Below are 16,377 nucleotides of genomic sequence, written 5' to 3'. Positions count from 1 at the left end.
CAGCAGGATGTGCTCACGGGTTTGTGGCATCGGACCATCAGCGGCCGAGCAAACCAGGATCGCGCCGTCCATCTGGGCAGCACCGGTGATCATGTTTTTTACGTAGTCGGCGTGACCTGGGCAGTCAACGTGTGCGTAGTGACGCACGGCCGAATCGTATTCAACGTGAGCGGTGTTGATGGTGATACCGCGAGCTTTCTCTTCCGGGGCGCTGTCGATCTTGTCGAAGTCAACCTTGGCCGAACCGAAAACTTCGGAGCAGACACGGGTCAGAGCAGCGGTCAGCGTGGTTTTACCGTGGTCAACGTGACCGATGGTGCCAACGTTGACGTGCGGTTTGTTCCGTTCAAATTTTTCTTTAGCCACGACAATTAACTCCTAGCTTAAAGGGGCTGAATCAGCCTTGCTTTTTGGTAACAGTCTCGACGATATGCGACGGAGCTGTATTGTATTTTTTGAATTCCATAGAGTAGCTTGCGCGACCCTGAGACATGGAACGAACGTCGGTCGCGTAACCGAACATCTCACCCAACGGGACCTCAGCACGAATCACTTTGCCGGAAACCGTATCTTCCATACCCAGAATCATGCCACGACGACGGTTAAGGTCGCCCATGACATCACCCATGTAGTCTTCAGGCGTAACGACTTCCACCGCCATGATCGGCTCAAGCAACTCACCACCACCCTTCTGGGCCAGCTGCTTGGTTGCCATGGAGGCAGCCACCTTAAACGCCATCTCGTTGGAGTCGACGTCATGGTAAGAACCATCGAACACAGTCGCCTTCAGGCCGATCAGCGGATAGCCGGCGACAACGCCGTTCTTCATCTGCTCTTCGATACCCTTCTGGATCGCCGGGATGTATTCCTTAGGAACCACACCACCTACGACTTCGTTCAGGAATTGCAGACCTTCCTGACCTTCGTCAGCCGGTGCAAAACGAATCCAGCAGTGACCGAACTGGCCACGACCGCCGGACTGGCGAACGAACTTGCCTTCGATTTCACAGCTCTTCGTGATGCGCTCACGATAGGAAACCTGAGGCTTACCGATGTTGGCTTCGACGTTGAACTCACGGCGCATCCGATCAACCAGGATGTCCAGGTGCAACTCGCCCATGCCGGAGATGATCGTTTGACCAGTCTCTTCATCAGTCTTGACGCGGAAAGACGGGTCTTCCTGAGCAAGCTTGCCCAGAGCGATACCCATTTTTTCCTGGTCGTCCTTGGTCTTAGGCTCAACGGCAACCGAAATAACCGGCTCCGGGAAGTCCATGCGAACCAGGATGATTGGCTTGTCAGCGTTGCACAAAGTTTCACCGGTGGTGACGTCCTTCATGCCGATCAAGGCCGCGATGTCGCCAGCGCGCACTTCCTTGATTTCTTCGCGGGCGTTTGCGTGCATCTGCACCATACGACCCACACGCTCTTTCTTGCCTTTTACCGAGTTGATCACGCCGTCGCCGGAGGCCAACACGCCCGAGTAAACTCGAACAAAGGTCAAGGTACCCACGAATGGGTCGGTAGCGATCTTGAACGCCAAAGCCGCGAACGGCTCGTCATCACTTGCGTGACGCTCCATTTCCTCTTCCTCGTTATCCGGGTTGGAACCCTTGATAGCAGGAATGTCGGTTGGAGCAGGCAGGAAGTCGATAACGGCGTCGAGAACCAGGGGAACACCCTTGTTCTTGAAGGAAGAACCGCAAACAGCCAGAACGATCTCACCAGCGATAGTACGCTGACGCAGAGCGGCCTTGATTTCCTCGTTGGTGAGCTCTTCACCTTCGAGGTACTTGTTCATCAGCTCTTCGCTGGCTTCGGCCGCAGCCTCGACCATGTTGCTGCGCCATTGCTCGGCTTCTTCCAACAGCTCGGCAGGAATTTCCTTGCGAACAGGGACCATGCCCTTGTCGGAGTCATTCCAGTAAACCGCTTGCATGTTGATCAGGTCGATCTGGCCCTGGAAGTTGTCTTCCGAACCAATAGCCAACTGGATAGGCACCGGAGTGTGACCCAGACGCTGCTTGATCTGAGCGATCACGCGCAGGAAGTTGGCACCAGCACGGTCCATCTTGTTTACGTAAACAAGACGTGGAACGCCGTATTTGTTGGCTTGACGCCATACGGTTTCCGACTGAGGCTCAACACCCGAAGTACCACAGAACACAACGACAGCGCCGTCGAGTACACGCAGGGAACGTTCAACTTCGATGGTGAAGTCTACGTGGCCCGGGGTATCGATAACGTTGAAACGGTGCTCGTGCGCGTACTGCTTCTCGGAACCTTTCCAGAAGGCGGTGATAGCAGCAGAAGTAATGGTAATACCACGCTCCTGCTCCTGCACCATCCAGTCTGTGGTCGCGGCGCCGTCATGCACCTCGCCCATTTTGTGACTCTTGCCGGTGTAAAAAAGGACGCGCTCGGTGGTGGTGGTTTTACCAGCATCCACGTGAGCAACGATACCGATGTTACGGTAGCGGTTAATCGGTGTAGTACGAGCCATAAAGCCCTCGCAAATTGAGTGACGCTAAAATTAGAAGCGGTAGTGCGAGAAAGCCTTGTTGGCTTCAGCCATGCGGTGCACGTCTTCACGCTTCTTAACTGCAGCACCTTTACCTTCAGCAGCGTCCAACAGTTCACCAGCCAAACGCAGAGCCATGGACTTCTCGCCGCGCTTGCGGGCGAAGTCTACCAGCCAGCGCATTGCCAGGGCGTTACGACGGGACGGACGAACTTCGACCGGAACCTGGTAAGTAGCACCGCCTACACGGCGCGACTTCACTTCGACCAGCGGAGCGATGGCGTCGAGAGCTTTCTCGAAGATTTCCAGGGGATCGCTGTTCTTGCGTTCCTTAACTTTGTCCAGTGCGCCATAAACGATACGCTCGGCAACGGCTTTCTTGCCGCTTTCCATTACGTGGTTCATGAACTTGGCGAGAATCTGGCTTCCGTATTTCGGATCGTCCAGAATCTCACGTTTGGCTGCTACGCGACGTCTTGGCATTGATAAGCCCTCAAACGGTCTTCAGGTTAGCCCGGGACAGCGGATGCGTGCCCGACCTTACTCTTATCGACTCAATAAAATTAAAAACTGCTAAACGGCCGATTATTTCGGACGCTTGGTACCGTACTTCGAACGACCTTGGTTACGACCTTTAACGCCGGAAGTATCCAAAGAGCCGCGAACGGTGTGGTAACGAACACCTGGCAAGTCTTTTACACGACCGCCGCGGATCAGGACCACGCTGTGTTCTTGCAGGTTGTGGCCTTCACCGCCGATGTACGAGGAAACCTCGAAACCGTTGGTCAGACGCACACGGCATACTTTACGCAGTGCCGAGTTAGGTTTTTTCGGCGTGGTGGTATACACACGGGTGCATACGCCACGACGTTGCGGGCAGTTCTGCAGCGCAGGCACGTCGGATTTCTCGACGATACGCTTACGCGGCTGACGTACCAGCTGGTTGATAGTTGCCATCTACTAGCTCCACTGTTGTCTTGCGACGCTATTGTCTTACAAGAAAAGCAAAATGGCAGGAACGAATTCCCGCCAAATTTAGGGGATCAAGAGTCTAAAGAGGATCTTGTCCCCAGTCAAGGCAAGGCCCCGACCTCCCCGCCCGCCGGATCTCGACAATTTGTCTCGATCCGCCGAACGGGGCGACCAGGGCCAGGCACTCAATTACCGCAGAACTCAGTTACCACTCGAGTTCAGTGCTTCGGTCAGTGCAGCTTCCACTTCACTGGCGCTTACGCGCAGCGGCTTGTCAGCATCACGGCGACGCTTGCGTTCGCTGTGATAGGCCAAACCGGTACCGGCCGGGATCAGACGACCCACGACCACGTTTTCTTTCAGGCCGCGCAGGTAATCGCGCTTGCCGGTTACCGCCGCTTCGGTCAGTACGCGGGTGGTTTCCTGGAAGGAAGCCGCCGAGATGAACGATTCGGTGGACAACGACGCCTTGGTGATACCCAGCAGCACGCGAGTGAACTTGGAGACAAACTTGTCTTCGGTCGCCAGGCGCTCGTTTTCCACCAGTACGTGAGTCAGTTCCATCTGGTCGCCCTTGATGAAACTCGAGTCGCCGGATTCAGCGATCTCGACCTTACGCAGCATCTGACGCAGGATGGTCTCGATGTGCTTGTCGTTGATCTTCACGCCTTGCAGACGGTAAACGTCCTGGATCTCGTTCACGATGTACTTGGCGAGCGCACTCACACCCAGCAGACGCAGGATGTCGTGTGGATCGCTCGGACCGTCCGAGATAACTTCGCCGCGGTTTACCTGTTCGCCCTCGAAGACGTTCAGGTGACGCCACTTCGGAATCAGCTCTTCGTACGGATCGCTACCGTCGTTCGGTGTAATGACCAGGCGACGCTTGCCCTTGGTCTCTTTACCGAACGCGATGGTGCCGCTGACTTCAGCCAGAATCGAGGCTTCTTTCGGACGACGAGCTTCGAACAAGTCGGCAACACGCGGCAGACCACCGGTGATGTCGCGGGTCTTCGAAGTTTCCTGCGGAATACGAGCGATAACATCACCGATCGCGATCCGCGCACCGTCCGCAACACCGACCAGGGCGTTGGCTGGCAGGAAGTACTGAGCGATTACGTCAGTGCCTGGCAGCAACAGATCCTTGCCGTTGTCGTCGACCATCTTCACAGCAGGACGGATGTCCTTGCCGGCAGCTGGACGATCTTTCGCATCGAGTACTTCAATGTTGGTCATACCGGTCAATTCGTCGGTCTGACGCTTGATCGTGATGCCTTCTTCCATGCCCACGTAGGTCACGGTACCTTTCATTTCGGTAACGATCGGGTGAGTGTGCGGGTCCCACTTGGCCACGATGGCACCAGCGTCGACCTTGTCGCCTTCCTTCACCGAAATCACAGCACCGTACGGCAGCTTGTAGCGCTCGCGCTCGCGACCGAAGTCGTCGGCGATGGCCAGCTCACCGGAACGGGACACAGCAACCAGGTGACCATCCACTCGCTCGACGTGCTTCAGGTTGTGCAGACGGACGGTACCGCCATTCTTCACCTGAACGCTGTCGGCCGCGGAGGTCCGGCTTGCCGCACCACCGATGTGGAACGTACGCATCGTCAGCTGGGTACCCGGCTCACCGATGGACTGGGCAGCGATAACGCCGACCGCTTCACCGATGTTCACCTGGTGACCACGTGCCAGGTCGCGACCGTAGCACTTGGCGCAGATGCCGTAGCGCGTTTCGCAACTGATCGGCGAACGTACGATCACTTCGTCGATGCTATTGAGCTCGATGAACTCGACCCACTTCTCGTCAACCAGGGTGCCCGCAGGAACGATCACGTCCTCGGTGCCCGGCTTGAATACGTCACGGGCGATGACACGACCCAATACGCGCTCACCCAACGGCTCTACAACGTCACCGCCTTCAATGTGCGGAGTCATTACCAGGCCATGTTCGGTGCCGCAATCGATCTCGGTCACGACCAGATCCTGGGCAACGTCTACCAGACGACGAGTCAGGTAACCGGAGTTCGCCGTTTTCAAGGCGGTATCCGCAAGACCCTTACGAGCACCGTGAGTGGAGATGAAGTACTGGAGTACGCTCAAGCCTTCACGGAAGTTCGCGGTAATCGGGGTCTCGATGATGGAGCCGTCCGGCTTGGCCATCAGGCCACGCATACCGGCGAGCTGACGGATCTGCGCAGCAGAACCCCGTGCGCCCGAGTCGGCCATCATGTACATCGAGTTGAAGGATTCCTGGTCGACTTCGTTGCCATGACGGTCGATGACTTTCTCTTTCGAGAGGTTGGCCATCATCGCCTTGGAGACTTCGTCGTTCGCCTTGGACCAGAGGTCGATCACCTTGTTGTACTTCTCGCCCTGGGTTACCAGGCCGGAGGCGTACTGGCTTTCGATCTCTTTCACTTCTTCGGTAGCGGCGCCGATGATGCGGGCTTTTTCATCCGGGATAACGAAGTCGTTAACACCGATGGAAACGCCGGAAATGGTCGAATAGGCAAAACCGGTGTACATCAACTGGTCAGCGAAGATCACGGTCTCTTTCAGACCAACCACGCGATAGCACTGGTTGATCAGCTTGGAGATCGCCTTTTTCTTCATCGGCAGGTTGACGACGTCGAAGGACAGACCTTTTGGCACAACCTGGAACAACAGCGCACGGCCGACGGTGGTGTCGACGATACGGGTGTTGGTCACGCTGCCGCCATCACGATCGTTCACGGTTTCGTTGATCCGCACTTTGACCTTGGCATGCAGTGCGGCTTCGCCGGCACGGAACACACGGTCAACTTCCTGCAGATCGGCGAACACACGACCTTCGCCCTTGGCGTTGATCGCTTCACGCGTCATGTAGTACAGACCCAATACAACGTCCTGCGACGGAACGATGATTGGCTCACCGTTGGCTGGCGACAGGATGTTGTTGGTCGACATCATCAACGCACGCGCTTCCAGCTGGGCTTCCAGTGTCAGCGGTACGTGCACGGCCATCTGGTCGCCGTCGAAGTCGGCGTTGTACGCAGCACAGACCAGCGGGTGCAGCTGGATAGCCTTGCCTTCGATCAGTACCGGTTCAAACGCCTGGATACCCAGACGGTGAAGGGTCGGTGCACGGTTGAGCAGAACCGGGTGTTCGCGAATCACTTCAGCGAGAACGTCCCAGACCTCTGGCAGCTCGCGCTCGACCATCTTCTTGGCCGCTTTGATGGTGGTCGCAAGACCACGCATTTCCAGCTTGCCGAAAATGAACGGTTTGAACAGCTCCAAGGCCATTTTCTTAGGCAGACCGCACTGGTGCAGACGCAGGGTCGGGCCAACGGTAATTACCGAACGACCGGAGTAGTCAACACGCTTACCGAGCAAGTTCTGACGGAAACGACCCTGCTTACCCTTGATCATGTCAGCCAGGGATTTCAGAGGACGCTTGTTGGAACCGGTGATAGCGCGGCCACGACGACCGTTGTCGAGCAGTGCGTCGACCGCTTCCTGCAACATACGCTTTTCGTTGCGCACGATGATGTCCGGAGCGGACAGATCGAGCAGGCGCTTCAAGCGGTTGTTACGGTTGATCACTCGACGATACAGGTCGTTGAGGTCGGAAGTCGCGAAACGACCGCCATCGAGCGGAACCAGTGGACGCAGGTCTGGCGGCAGAACCGGCAGAACGGTCAGCACCATCCACTCTGGCAGGTTGCCGGAACCCTGGAAGGCTTCCATCAACTTCAGACGCTTGGACAGCTTCTTGATCTTGGTTTCGGAGTTGGTTTGCGGAATTTCTTCGCGCAGACGGCCAATCTCGTGCTCCAGGTCGATAGCGTGCAGCAGTTCGCGGACAGCTTCGGCACCCATGCGGGCATCGAAATCGTCGCCGAACTCTTCCAGTGCTTCGAAGTACTGTTCGTCGTTGAGCAACTGACCTTTTTCAAGGGTGGTCATGCCTGGATCGATAACGACATAGCTCTCGAAGTAGAGAACGCGTTCGATATCACGCAGGGTCATGTCCATCAGCAGGCCGATACGGGACGGCAGCGATTTCAGGAACCAGATGTGGGCAACCGGCGAGGCCAGTTCGATGTGCGCCATGCGCTCACGACGAACTTTTGCCAGCGCGACTTCAACGCCGCACTTCTCGCAGATCACACCACGGTGCTTCAAGCGCTTGTACTTACCGCACAGGCACTCGTAATCCTTGACCGGGCCAAAGATCTTGGCGCAGAACAGGCCGTCACGTTCGGGTTTGAACGTACGGTAGTTGATGGTTTCCGGCTTTTTAACTTCACCGAACGACCACGAACGGATCATCTCAGGCGATGCCAATCCAATACGGATGGCGTCGAACTCTTCGACTTGACCCTGGTTTTTCAGCAAATTCAGTAGGTCTTTCAAGGCCTTTCCTCCTGGCGGAGCAGAGAGCGGGCAAGACAGCCCCGCTCTCGATTCGCGTCACGTGTTATTCGGTTTCCAGATCGATATCGATGCCGAGGGAACGAATTTCCTTGATCAACACGTTGAAAGACTCGGGCATGCCCGGCTCCATACGGTGATCGCCGTCCACGATGTTTTTGTACATCTTGGTCCGGCCGTTCACATCGTCCGACTTCACTGTGAGCATTTCTTGCAGAGTGTATGCAGCACCGTACGCTTCCAGTGCCCAGACCTCCATCTCCCCGAAACGCTGACCACCGAACTGCGCCTTACCACCCAGCGGCTGCTGGGTGACCAGGCTGTAAGAACCGGTAGAACGAGCGTGCATCTTGTCGTCTACCAAGTGGTTCAGCTTCAGCATGTACATGTAGCCAACGGTAACCGGGCGCTCGAACTTGTTGCCGGTACGGCCGTCGAACAGCTGCATCTGGCCGCTTTCTGGCAGGTCAGCCAGTTTCAGCATGGCCTTGATTTCGCTTTCCTTGGCACCGTCGAACACCGGAGTAGCCATTGGAACGCCGCCGCGCAGGTTCTTCGCCAGATCCAGGATTTCCTGGTCGGAGAAGGTGTCCAGCTCTTCGTTGCGACCGCCGATCTCGTTGTAGATCTCGTGCAGGAACTTACGCAGGTCAGCGACCTTGCGCTGCTCTTCGATCATACGGTTGATCTTCTCGCCCAAGCCCTTGGCCGCGAGGCCCAGGTGGGTCTCAAGGATCTGACCAACGTTCATACGCGAAGGTACGCCCAACGGGTTGAGGACCACATCGACCGGGGTGCCATTGGCATCGTGCGGCATGTCTTCAACCGGCATGATCACGGAGACCACACCTTTGTTACCGTGACGACCGGCCATCTTGTCGCCCGGCTGGATGCGACGACGGATTGCCAGGTAAACCTTGACGATTTTCAGCACGCCTGGAGCCAGGTCATCGCCCTGCTGCAGTTTGCGCTTCTTGTCTTCGAACTTGTCGTCCAGCAGACGGCGGCGATCAACGATATAGGCCTGGGCCTTCTCGAGCTGCTCATTCAGAGCATCTTCAGCCATGCGCAGTTTGAACCACTGGCCATGCTCAAGACCGTCGAGAACTTCGTCGGTGATTTCCTGACCTTTCTTCAGGCCGGCGCCGCCTTCGGCTTTGTGGCCGACCAGAGCGGAGCGCAGACGCTCGAAAGTTGCCCCTTCGACGATACGGAACTCTTCGTTCAGGTCCTTGCGGATCTCGTCGAGCTGAGTCTTCTCGATCGACAGTGCACGAGCATCACGCTCAACGCCGTCGCGAGTGAAGACTTGTACGTCGATGACCGTACCCTTGGTGCCAGTAGGCACACGCAGGGAGGTGTCTTTAACGTCGCTGGCTTTTTCACCGAAGATGGCACGCAGCAGTTTTTCTTCCGGAGTCAGCTGGGTCTCGCCTTTCGGAGTGACCTTGCCCACCAGGATGTCGCCTGCGCCTACTTCAGCACCCACATAAACGATACCGGCTTCGTCCAGCTTGTTCAGTGCAGCTTCACCCACGTTCGGGATGTCCGCAGTGATTTCCTCTGGGCCAAGCTTGGTGTCACGGGCCACACAGGTCAGTTCCTGGATGTGGATCGTGGTGAAGCGGTCTTCCTGAACCACACGCTCGGACAGGCAGATGGAGTCTTCGAAGTTGAAGCCGTTCCATGCCATGAACGCGATGCGCATGTTCTGACCCAACGCCAGTTCACCCATATCGGTGGACGGACCGTCGGCCATGATGTCGCTGCGCTGAACCCGATCACCCTTGCTCACCAGCGGACGCTGGTTGATGCAGGTGTTCTGGTTGGAGCGGGTGTATTTGGTCAGGTTGTAGATGTCGACACCGGCTTCGCCAGTTTCAACTTCGTCATCGGCAACACGAACCACGATACGGCTGGCGTCGACGGAGTCGATTACGCCACCACGACGAGCCACGACGCAAACGCCGGAGTCACGGGCAACGTTACGCTCCATACCGGTACCTACCAGCGGCTTGTCGGCACGCAGGGTTGGTACAGCTTGACGCTGCATGTTCGAACCCATCAACGCACGGTTGGCGTCGTCGTGCTCGAGGAACGGGATCAACGACGCTGCAACCGAAACTACTTGCTTCGGCGATACGTCCATCAAGGTGACGTCTTCCGGCGCCTTGACGGTGAACTCGTTCAAGTGACGAACAGCTACCAGCTCGTCGACCAAGACCTTCTTGTCGTTCATCGTGGCCGAAGCCTGAGCGATCACGTGATCAGCTTCTTCGATGGCGGACAGGAACACGATCTCGTCCGTAACCAGGGCGTCTTTCACCACACGGTACGGGCTCTCGAGGAAGCCATACTGGTTGGTGCGCGCATAGGCAGCCAGGGAGTTGATCAGACCGATGTTCGGACCTTCCGGCGTTTCGATCGGGCATACACGACCGTAGTGCGTCGGGTGTACGTCACGAACTTCGAAGCCGGCACGCTCACGGGTCAGACCGCCCGGGCCGAGTGCGGAGACACGACGCTTGTGGGTGATCTCGGACAGCGGGTTGTTCTGGTCCATGAACTGGGACAGCTGGCTCGAACCGAAGAACTCCTTCACCGCCGCAGCCACAGGCTTGGCGTTGATCAGGTCTTGCGGCATCAGGCCTTCGCTTTCAGCCATCGACAGACGTTCCTTGACCGCACGCTCTACGCGCACCAGGCCAACACGGAACTGGTTCTCGGCCATTTCGCCTACGCAGCGAACACGACGGTTACCCAGGTGGTCGATGTCATCGACGATGCCCTTGCCGTTACGGATATCGACCAGGGTCTTGAGGACAGCAACGATGTCGTCCTTGTTCAGTACACCCGAACCTTCGATTTCGGTACGACCGATACGACGGTTGAACTTCATCCGGCCGACCGCAGACAGGTCATAGCGCTCAGGGCTGAAGAACAGATTGTTGAACAGGGTCTCGGCGGCATCCTTGGTTGGCGGCTCGCCAGGACGCATCATGCGATAGATTTCGACCAGGGCTTCCAGCTGGTTGCCGGTGGAGTCGATCTTCAGCGTGTCGGAGATGAACGGACCGCAGTCGATGTCGTTGGTGTACAGCGTCTCGATGCGAACGACCTGGGCCTTGGCGATTTTTGCCAGGATCTCGGTGTTCAGCTCGGTGTTGCACTCTGCCAGGATTTCGCCGGTGGCCGGATGCACGATGACCTTGGCCGTGGTGCGCCCCAGGACGTAGTCCAGAGGTACCTGCAGCTCTTTGATCCCGGCTTTTTCCAACTGGTTGATGTGGCGAGCGGTGATACGACGACCCTGCTCGACAATAACCTTGCCTTTGTCATCCTGGATATCGAGGACAGCGATTTCACCGCGCAGGCGCTGAGGCACCAGTTCCAGGCTGAGGTTTTCACCTTGCACATGGAAAACGTTGGTGGTGTAGAACGCGTCCAGCACTTCTTCGGTGGTATAGCCGAGCGCGCGCAGCAGTACCGATGCAGGCAGCTTGCGACGACGGTCGATACGCACGAATACGCAGTCTTTCGGGTCGAACTCGAAGTCCAACCACGAACCGCGGTAAGGAATGATGCGCGCGGAGTAAAGCAGTTTGCCGGAGCTGTGCGTCTTGCCACGGTCGTGGTCGAAGAACACGCCCGGAGAACGGTGCAGCTGGGAAACGATTACACGCTCGGTACCGTTGATTACGAAGGTACCGTTCTCAGTCATCAGGGGGATTTCACCCATGTAGACTTCTTGCTCTTTGATGTCCTTGATCGCTTTGTTCGACGATTCTTTGTCGAAAATGATCAGGCGCACTTTTACCCGCAAAGGTACGGCGTAAGTAACACCGCGCAATACGCATTCTTTGACATCAAATGCCGGTTCGCCCAGGCGATAACCGACGTACTCCAGCGCAGCATTGCCGGAGTAGCTGATGATCGGGAAAACGGATTTGAAGGCCGCATGCAGGCCCACGTCGCGGAACTGATCTTTAGTCGCTCCCGCTTGCAAGAATTCACGATACGAATCCAGCTGGATGGCCAGGAGGTACGGCACATCCATGACGTCCGGCAACTTGCTAAAGTCCTTGCGGATACGTTTTTTCTCAGTATATGAGTAAGCCATCAGCGTTCCCCAGCTTGGTCACCTGCTTGTTTGGCCCCTCCCGACGGGAGCAGCCAGAAAATCGTGCAAACCCCATGGTTTGCGCCACCACATAGGGTGGTTACAGCTCGCTATCGGCACCGACCCAGTCGGCTGCCAATAACGGAAAAAGGCCGGTGGCAAGAGCCACCAGCCATCAGCCTGTCGCTTAACGCTCGGGCTGGAGACGCAAAGTCGATGCTTACTTCAGCTCGACTTTAGCGCCTGCTTCTTCCAGAGCGGCCTTGGCTTTGTCAGCTGCGTCTTTGGCAACAGCTTCCAGAACCATGGCAGGAGCGCCGTCAACTACAGCCTTGGCTTCTTTCAGGCCCAGACCGGTCAGTTCACGTACTGCCTTGATCACGTTTACTTTCTTCTCGCCAGCTTCGGTCAGCATGACGTTGAATTCGGTTTGCTCTTCAGCAACGGCAGCAGCAACAGCTGGACCAGCGGAAGCAGCAGCAGCGGTAACACCGAATTTTTCTTCGAAAGCTTTGATCAGCTCAACAACTTCCATTACGGACATGTTGCCAACGGCTTCGAGGATATCGTTTTGAGAGATAGACATGACTCTAAATTCCTGGATTGGGGGACGGCCTACGCGACCATCGAAATAAACAAAAAACGCGAAAAGGAGTGTCGAGCCTTAGGCTGCGGCAGCTTCTTTCTGGTCGCGCAGTGCCGCCAGAGTACGAGCCAACTTGCTGGTTGCGCCTTGAATCACGCTCATCAGCTGAGAAATTGCTTCGTCACGGGTCGGCAGAGTTGCCAGTACGTCGATCTGGTTAGCTGCGAGGAACTTGCCCTCGAACGCAGCTGCCTTAATCTCGAACTTGTCCTGACCTTTGGCGAATTCCTTGAACAAACGGGCAGCAGCGCCAGGATGTTGGGTGGAGAACGCGATCAAGGTCGGGCCGGTGAACACGTCGTTGAGGACACTGTATTCAGTGTCAGCAACAGCGCGCTTGAGCAGGGTGTTACGTACAACACGTACATAAACGCCAGCTTCACGAGCCTCTTTACGGAGTCCGGTCATAGCGCCTACTGTTACGCCACGGGCATCAGCCACGACAGCGGACAGAGCAGCTTTGGCAGCCTCGTTGACTTCAGCGACGATGGCCTTCTTGTCTTCGAGTTTAATTGCCACGGGTTTAACTCCTGCTTGTTACCGTTTCATCCGGTCGAAACCGAATGTCGTTTTGGTGTCTGATTCGGTAAGGAACCGGGAGCACCATCTGCGTAGGCTTGTGGTTTAAGACTTGCGTCGCCTACGGTCTTGGACAGCCCCCGCCAGGCAGGGACCCCAATTTTTTTGATTGGCGCAATTACTTGCGCCAATCCGAGTCTTACGCGTCGAGCGAGCTCTGATCGATAACCAGACCTGGGCCCATAGTGGTGCTCAGGGTAACGCGCTTGACGTAGATACCTTTCGAAGAAGCTGGCTTGATACGCTTCAGATCAGCGATCAGGGCTTCAACGTTTTCCTTCAGCTTGACGGCATCGAAGCCGATCTTGCCAACGGAAGTGTGGATGATGCCGTTTTTGTCGGTGCGATAACGAACCTGACCAGCCTTGGCGTTTTTAACCGCAGTGGCTACGTCTGGCGTTACGGTGCCGACTTTAGGGTTAGGCATCAGACCACGTGGACCGAGGATCTGACCCAACTGACCTACAACGCGCATGGCATCCGGGGATGCGATCACTACGTCATAGTTCAGGTCGCCGCCCTTCATTTCAGCAGCCAGATCGTCCATGCCTACGCGATCAGCACCAGCAGCCAGAGCAGCTTCAGCTGCTGGGCCCTGGGTGAAGACAGCTACACGAACGGTCTTGCCAGTGCCGTGTGGCAGCACGGTAGCGCTACGAACGACCTGGTCGGATTTACGTGGGTCAACGCCCAGGTTCACAGCAACGTCGAACGACTCGCTGAACTTGACAGTCGACAGCTCAGCCAGCAGAGCGGCGGCGTCTACAAAGTTGTAGGCCTTGCCTGCTTCGATTTTGCCGGCGATAGCCTTTTGACGCTTGGTCAGCTTAGCCATTACACACCCTCCACGTTAAGGCCCATGCTACGAGCAGAACCGGCGATAGTACGCACGGCTGCATCCATATCAGCTGCAGTCAGATCCGCGTTTTTGGTTTTCGCGATTTCTTCCAGCTGAGCACGGGTAACGGTGCCAACCTTAACGGTGTTTGGACGAGCGGAACCGCTGGTCAAACCTGCAGCCTTCTTCAGCAGAACCGAAGCTGGGGTGCTTTTTGTTTCGAAAGTGAAGCTACGGTCGCTGTAGACAGTGATGATCACTGGAGTCGGCAGACCTGGCTCAAGACCCTGAGTACGGGCGTTGAAGGCCTTGCAGAATTCCATGATGTTCACGCCGTGCTGACCCAGGGCAGGACCAACAGGTGGGCTTGGGTTAGCCTGAGCGGCCTTCACTTGCAGCTTGATGTAAGCGGTAATTTTCTTGGCCATGAGGCACTCCAATTACGGGTTCGAACGCCTCGAAAGGCTCCCCGGTTACTTGCGCGTTTATCCCAGTGACGACAAAACCCCACAGCCTTGGGCTGCGGGGTTGGGATGCCTGTTCAATCAGACCTTTTCGACCTGACTGAACTCTAGCTCTACCGGAGTAGAGCGACCGAAAATGAGCACTGCCACTTGGATCCGGCTCTTTTCGTAGTTAACTTCTTCAACCGTGCCGTTAAAATCAGCGAATGGACCGTCGGTGACGCGTACAACCTCACCCGGCTCAAACAGTGTCTTCGGCTTCGGCTTGTCGCTACCATCAGCGACGCGACGCAGAATCGCTTCTGCCTCTTTATCCGTGATCGGCGCAGGCTTGTCGGCGGTACCGCCAATAAAGCCCATCACCCGAGGGGTATCCTTGACCAAGTGCCAAGTCCCTTCGTTCATATCCATCTGCACCAGCACGTAGCCCGGAAAGAACTTACGTTCACTTTTGCGCTTCTGGCCATTACGCATCTCAACCACTTCTTCAGTGGGGACCAGAATCTCGCCGAAGCCATCTTCCATGCCAGCCAGCTTTACGCGCTCTACCAGCGAGCGCATGACATGCTTCTCGTAACCCGAGTAAGCATGCACAACGTACCAACGCTTAGCCACGGGACACCCTTAGCCAACAATCAAGGAAACAAGCCAGCCGAGCAGGGAATCGAGCCCCCACAACAGCAACGCCATTACCAGAACAACAGCCACAACGATCAACGTGGTCTGCGTGGTTTCTTGGCGAGTCGGCCATACGACTTTACGAATCTCGGTGCGAGCTTCCTTAGCGAGTACAAAGAAAGACTTGCCCTTGGCTGTCTGCAGGCCTACAAAGGCAGCAACAGCAGCAATGGCGAGCAATGCAAGTACGCGGTACAGGATCGGCGAAGCAGAATAATACTGATTGCCAACAACGCCAATAACCACCAAAGCGACTACCACTAGCCACTTGAGCAGATCGAAGCGAGAGCCTTGAGCTTCAGCTTTAGGAGTCATCTATGAAGATCCTGTGAAAAGAAAGCCAGACACACCGAGTGAATCTGGCAGGTCAGGAGGGAATCGAACCCCCAACCTACGGTTTTGGAGACCGTCGCTCTGCCAATTGAGCTACTGACCTAAAACAAAATCAGGCCGACCATTATGCCGGCCCGAAAAAGACATTACAACTGTTTACTCGATGACTTTGGCTACGACGCCAGCGCCGACGGTACGACCGCCTTCACGGATAGCGAAACGCAGACCGTCTTCCATCGCGATGGTCTTGATCAGGGTAACAGTCATCTGAATGTTGTCACCTGGCATTACCATTTCAACGCCTTCTGGCAGCTCGCAGTTACCAGTCACGTCAGTTGTACGGAAGTAGAACTGTGGACGGTAGCCTTTGAAGAACGGAGTGTGACGACCGCCTTCTTCCTTGCTCAGAACGTAAACTTCTGCGGTGAACTTGGTGTGCGGCTTGACGGTGCCTGGCTTGACCAGAACCTGGCCACGCTCAACGTCGTCACGCTTGGTGCCGCGCAGCAGCACGCCGCAGTTCTCGCCAGCACGACCTTCGTCGAGCAGCTTGCGGAACATTTCAACGCCGGTGCAGGTAGTTTTCTGAGTGTCGCGCAGACCGACGATCTCAACTTCTTCCTGGATACGGACGATGCCACGCTCAACACGACCAGTCACAACAGTACCGCGACCGGAGATCGAGAATACGTCTTCGATTGGCATCAGGAACGGCTTGTCGATAGCACGCTCTGGCTCTGGGATGTAGCTGTCCAGAGTTTCCACCAGCTTCTTGACAGCAGTGGTGCCCATTTCGTTGTCGTCTTG

At 56.2% G+C, this 16,377-nt stretch carries 13 protein-coding genes and 1 tRNA gene; all 14 read right to left on the bottom strand.

Annotation, left to right across the window (positions count from 1 at the left end; all coding sequences use genetic code 11):
• The coding region (locus BLT00_RS30440; RefSeq protein ID WP_175483407.1) for a GTP-binding protein at positions 1-366 on the bottom strand (366 nt) is incomplete at its 3' end.
• A 31-nt stretch (positions 367-397) separates the two neighbouring features.
• Complete coding sequence (fusA, locus tag BLT00_RS30435) at positions 398-2,503, bottom strand: elongation factor G (protein ID WP_063324139.1); 2,106 nt, start codon at positions 2,501-2,503, stop codon at positions 398-400.
• Positions 2,504-2,533: 30 nt separating this feature from the next.
• Positions 2,534-3,004, bottom strand: coding sequence for a 30S ribosomal protein S7 (gene rpsG, locus BLT00_RS30430; protein ID WP_003186074.1), 471 nt, complete (start codon positions 3,002-3,004; stop codon positions 2,534-2,536).
• Between the two features lie 102 nt (positions 3,005-3,106).
• Entirely contained in the window at positions 3,107-3,478 is a 372-nt protein-coding gene (rpsL, locus tag BLT00_RS30425) for a 30S ribosomal protein S12 (RefSeq protein ID WP_003186084.1), read from the bottom strand.
• Between the two features lie 216 nt (positions 3,479-3,694).
• Positions 3,695-7,894 carry a DNA-directed RNA polymerase subunit beta' gene (gene rpoC / locus BLT00_RS30420; protein ID WP_047230482.1) on the bottom strand — a complete coding sequence of 1,400 codons (4,200 nt, stop codon included), beginning with the start codon at positions 7,892-7,894 and terminating at the stop codon, positions 3,695-3,697.
• 64 nt (positions 7,895-7,958) lie between these two features.
• Entirely contained in the window at positions 7,959-12,032 is a 4,074-nt protein-coding gene (gene rpoB, locus BLT00_RS30415) for a DNA-directed RNA polymerase subunit beta (RefSeq protein ID WP_013694338.1), read from the bottom strand.
• Positions 12,033-12,252: 220 nt separating this feature from the next.
• Positions 12,253-12,618, bottom strand: coding sequence for a 50S ribosomal protein L7/L12 (rplL, locus tag BLT00_RS30410; RefSeq protein ID WP_007970414.1), 366 nt, complete (start codon positions 12,616-12,618; stop codon positions 12,253-12,255).
• Positions 12,619-12,696: 78 nt separating this feature from the next.
• Positions 12,697-13,197, bottom strand: coding sequence for a 50S ribosomal protein L10 (gene rplJ, locus BLT00_RS30405; RefSeq protein WP_003206099.1), 501 nt, complete (start codon positions 13,195-13,197; stop codon positions 12,697-12,699).
• Positions 13,198-13,396: 199 nt separating this feature from the next.
• Positions 13,397-14,092 (bottom strand): 50S ribosomal protein L1, encoded by a 696-nt coding sequence (gene rplA, locus BLT00_RS30400; protein ID WP_003186095.1) that lies wholly within the window; start codon positions 14,090-14,092, stop codon positions 13,397-13,399.
• Positions 14,092-14,523 (bottom strand): 50S ribosomal protein L11, encoded by a 432-nt coding sequence (rplK, locus tag BLT00_RS30395; protein ID WP_003176435.1) that lies wholly within the window; start codon positions 14,521-14,523, stop codon positions 14,092-14,094. The genes rplA and rplK overlap by 1 nt, the downstream gene beginning before the upstream one ends.
• Before the next feature lie 117 nt (positions 14,524-14,640).
• A complete protein-coding gene (gene nusG, locus BLT00_RS30390) occupies positions 14,641-15,174 on the bottom strand; it encodes a transcription termination/antitermination protein NusG (protein ID WP_003186097.1) in 534 nt (177 codons plus the stop codon).
• A 9-nt stretch (positions 15,175-15,183) separates the two neighbouring features.
• A complete protein-coding gene (gene secE / locus BLT00_RS30385) occupies positions 15,184-15,552 on the bottom strand; it encodes a preprotein translocase subunit SecE (RefSeq protein WP_003206102.1) in 369 nt (122 codons plus the stop codon).
• Between the two features lie 45 nt (positions 15,553-15,597).
• A tRNA-Trp gene (locus BLT00_RS30380) sits at positions 15,598-15,673 on the bottom strand.
• 53 nt (positions 15,674-15,726) lie between these two features.
• Positions 15,727-16,377 (bottom strand): EF-Tu C-terminal domain-related protein (locus tag BLT00_RS30375; RefSeq protein ID WP_139209667.1); only part of this gene is annotated, 651 nt, incomplete at its 5' end.

Origin of the sequence: Pseudomonas sp. NFACC51, from assembly GCF_900103575.1 — a bacterium.
Classification (GTDB): domain Bacteria; phylum Pseudomonadota; class Gammaproteobacteria; order Pseudomonadales; family Pseudomonadaceae; genus Aquipseudomonas; species Aquipseudomonas fluorescens_Q.
Note: the sequence above shows the minus strand (reverse complement) of the source record. Positions and strands in the feature narration are given on the sequence as shown.

Excerpts from the sequence above, each read along its gene's own strand:
- fusA (WP_063324139.1), bottom strand. The coding sequence starts at position 2,503 with ATGGCTCGTACTACACCGATTAACCGCTACCGTAACATCGGTATCGTT.
- rpsG (WP_003186074.1), bottom strand. The coding sequence starts at position 3,004 with ATGCCAAGACGTCGCGTAGCAGCCAAACGTGAGATTCTGGACGATCCG.
- rpsL (WP_003186084.1), bottom strand. The coding sequence starts at position 3,478 with ATGGCAACTATCAACCAGCTGGTACGTCAGCCGCGTAAGCGTATCGTC.
- rpoB (WP_013694338.1), bottom strand. The coding sequence starts at position 12,032 with ATGGCTTACTCATATACTGAGAAAAAACGTATCCGCAAGGACTTTAGC.
- rplL (WP_007970414.1), bottom strand. The coding sequence starts at position 12,618 with ATGTCTATCTCTCAAAACGATATCCTCGAAGCCGTTGGCAACATGTCC.
- rplA (WP_003186095.1), bottom strand. The coding sequence starts at position 14,092 with ATGGCTAAGCTGACCAAGCGTCAAAAGGCTATCGCCGGCAAAATCGAA.
- rplK (WP_003176435.1), bottom strand. The coding sequence starts at position 14,523 with ATGGCCAAGAAAATTACCGCTTACATCAAGCTGCAAGTGAAGGCCGCT.
- secE (WP_003206102.1), bottom strand. The coding sequence starts at position 15,552 with ATGACTCCTAAAGCTGAAGCTCAAGGCTCTCGCTTCGATCTGCTCAAG.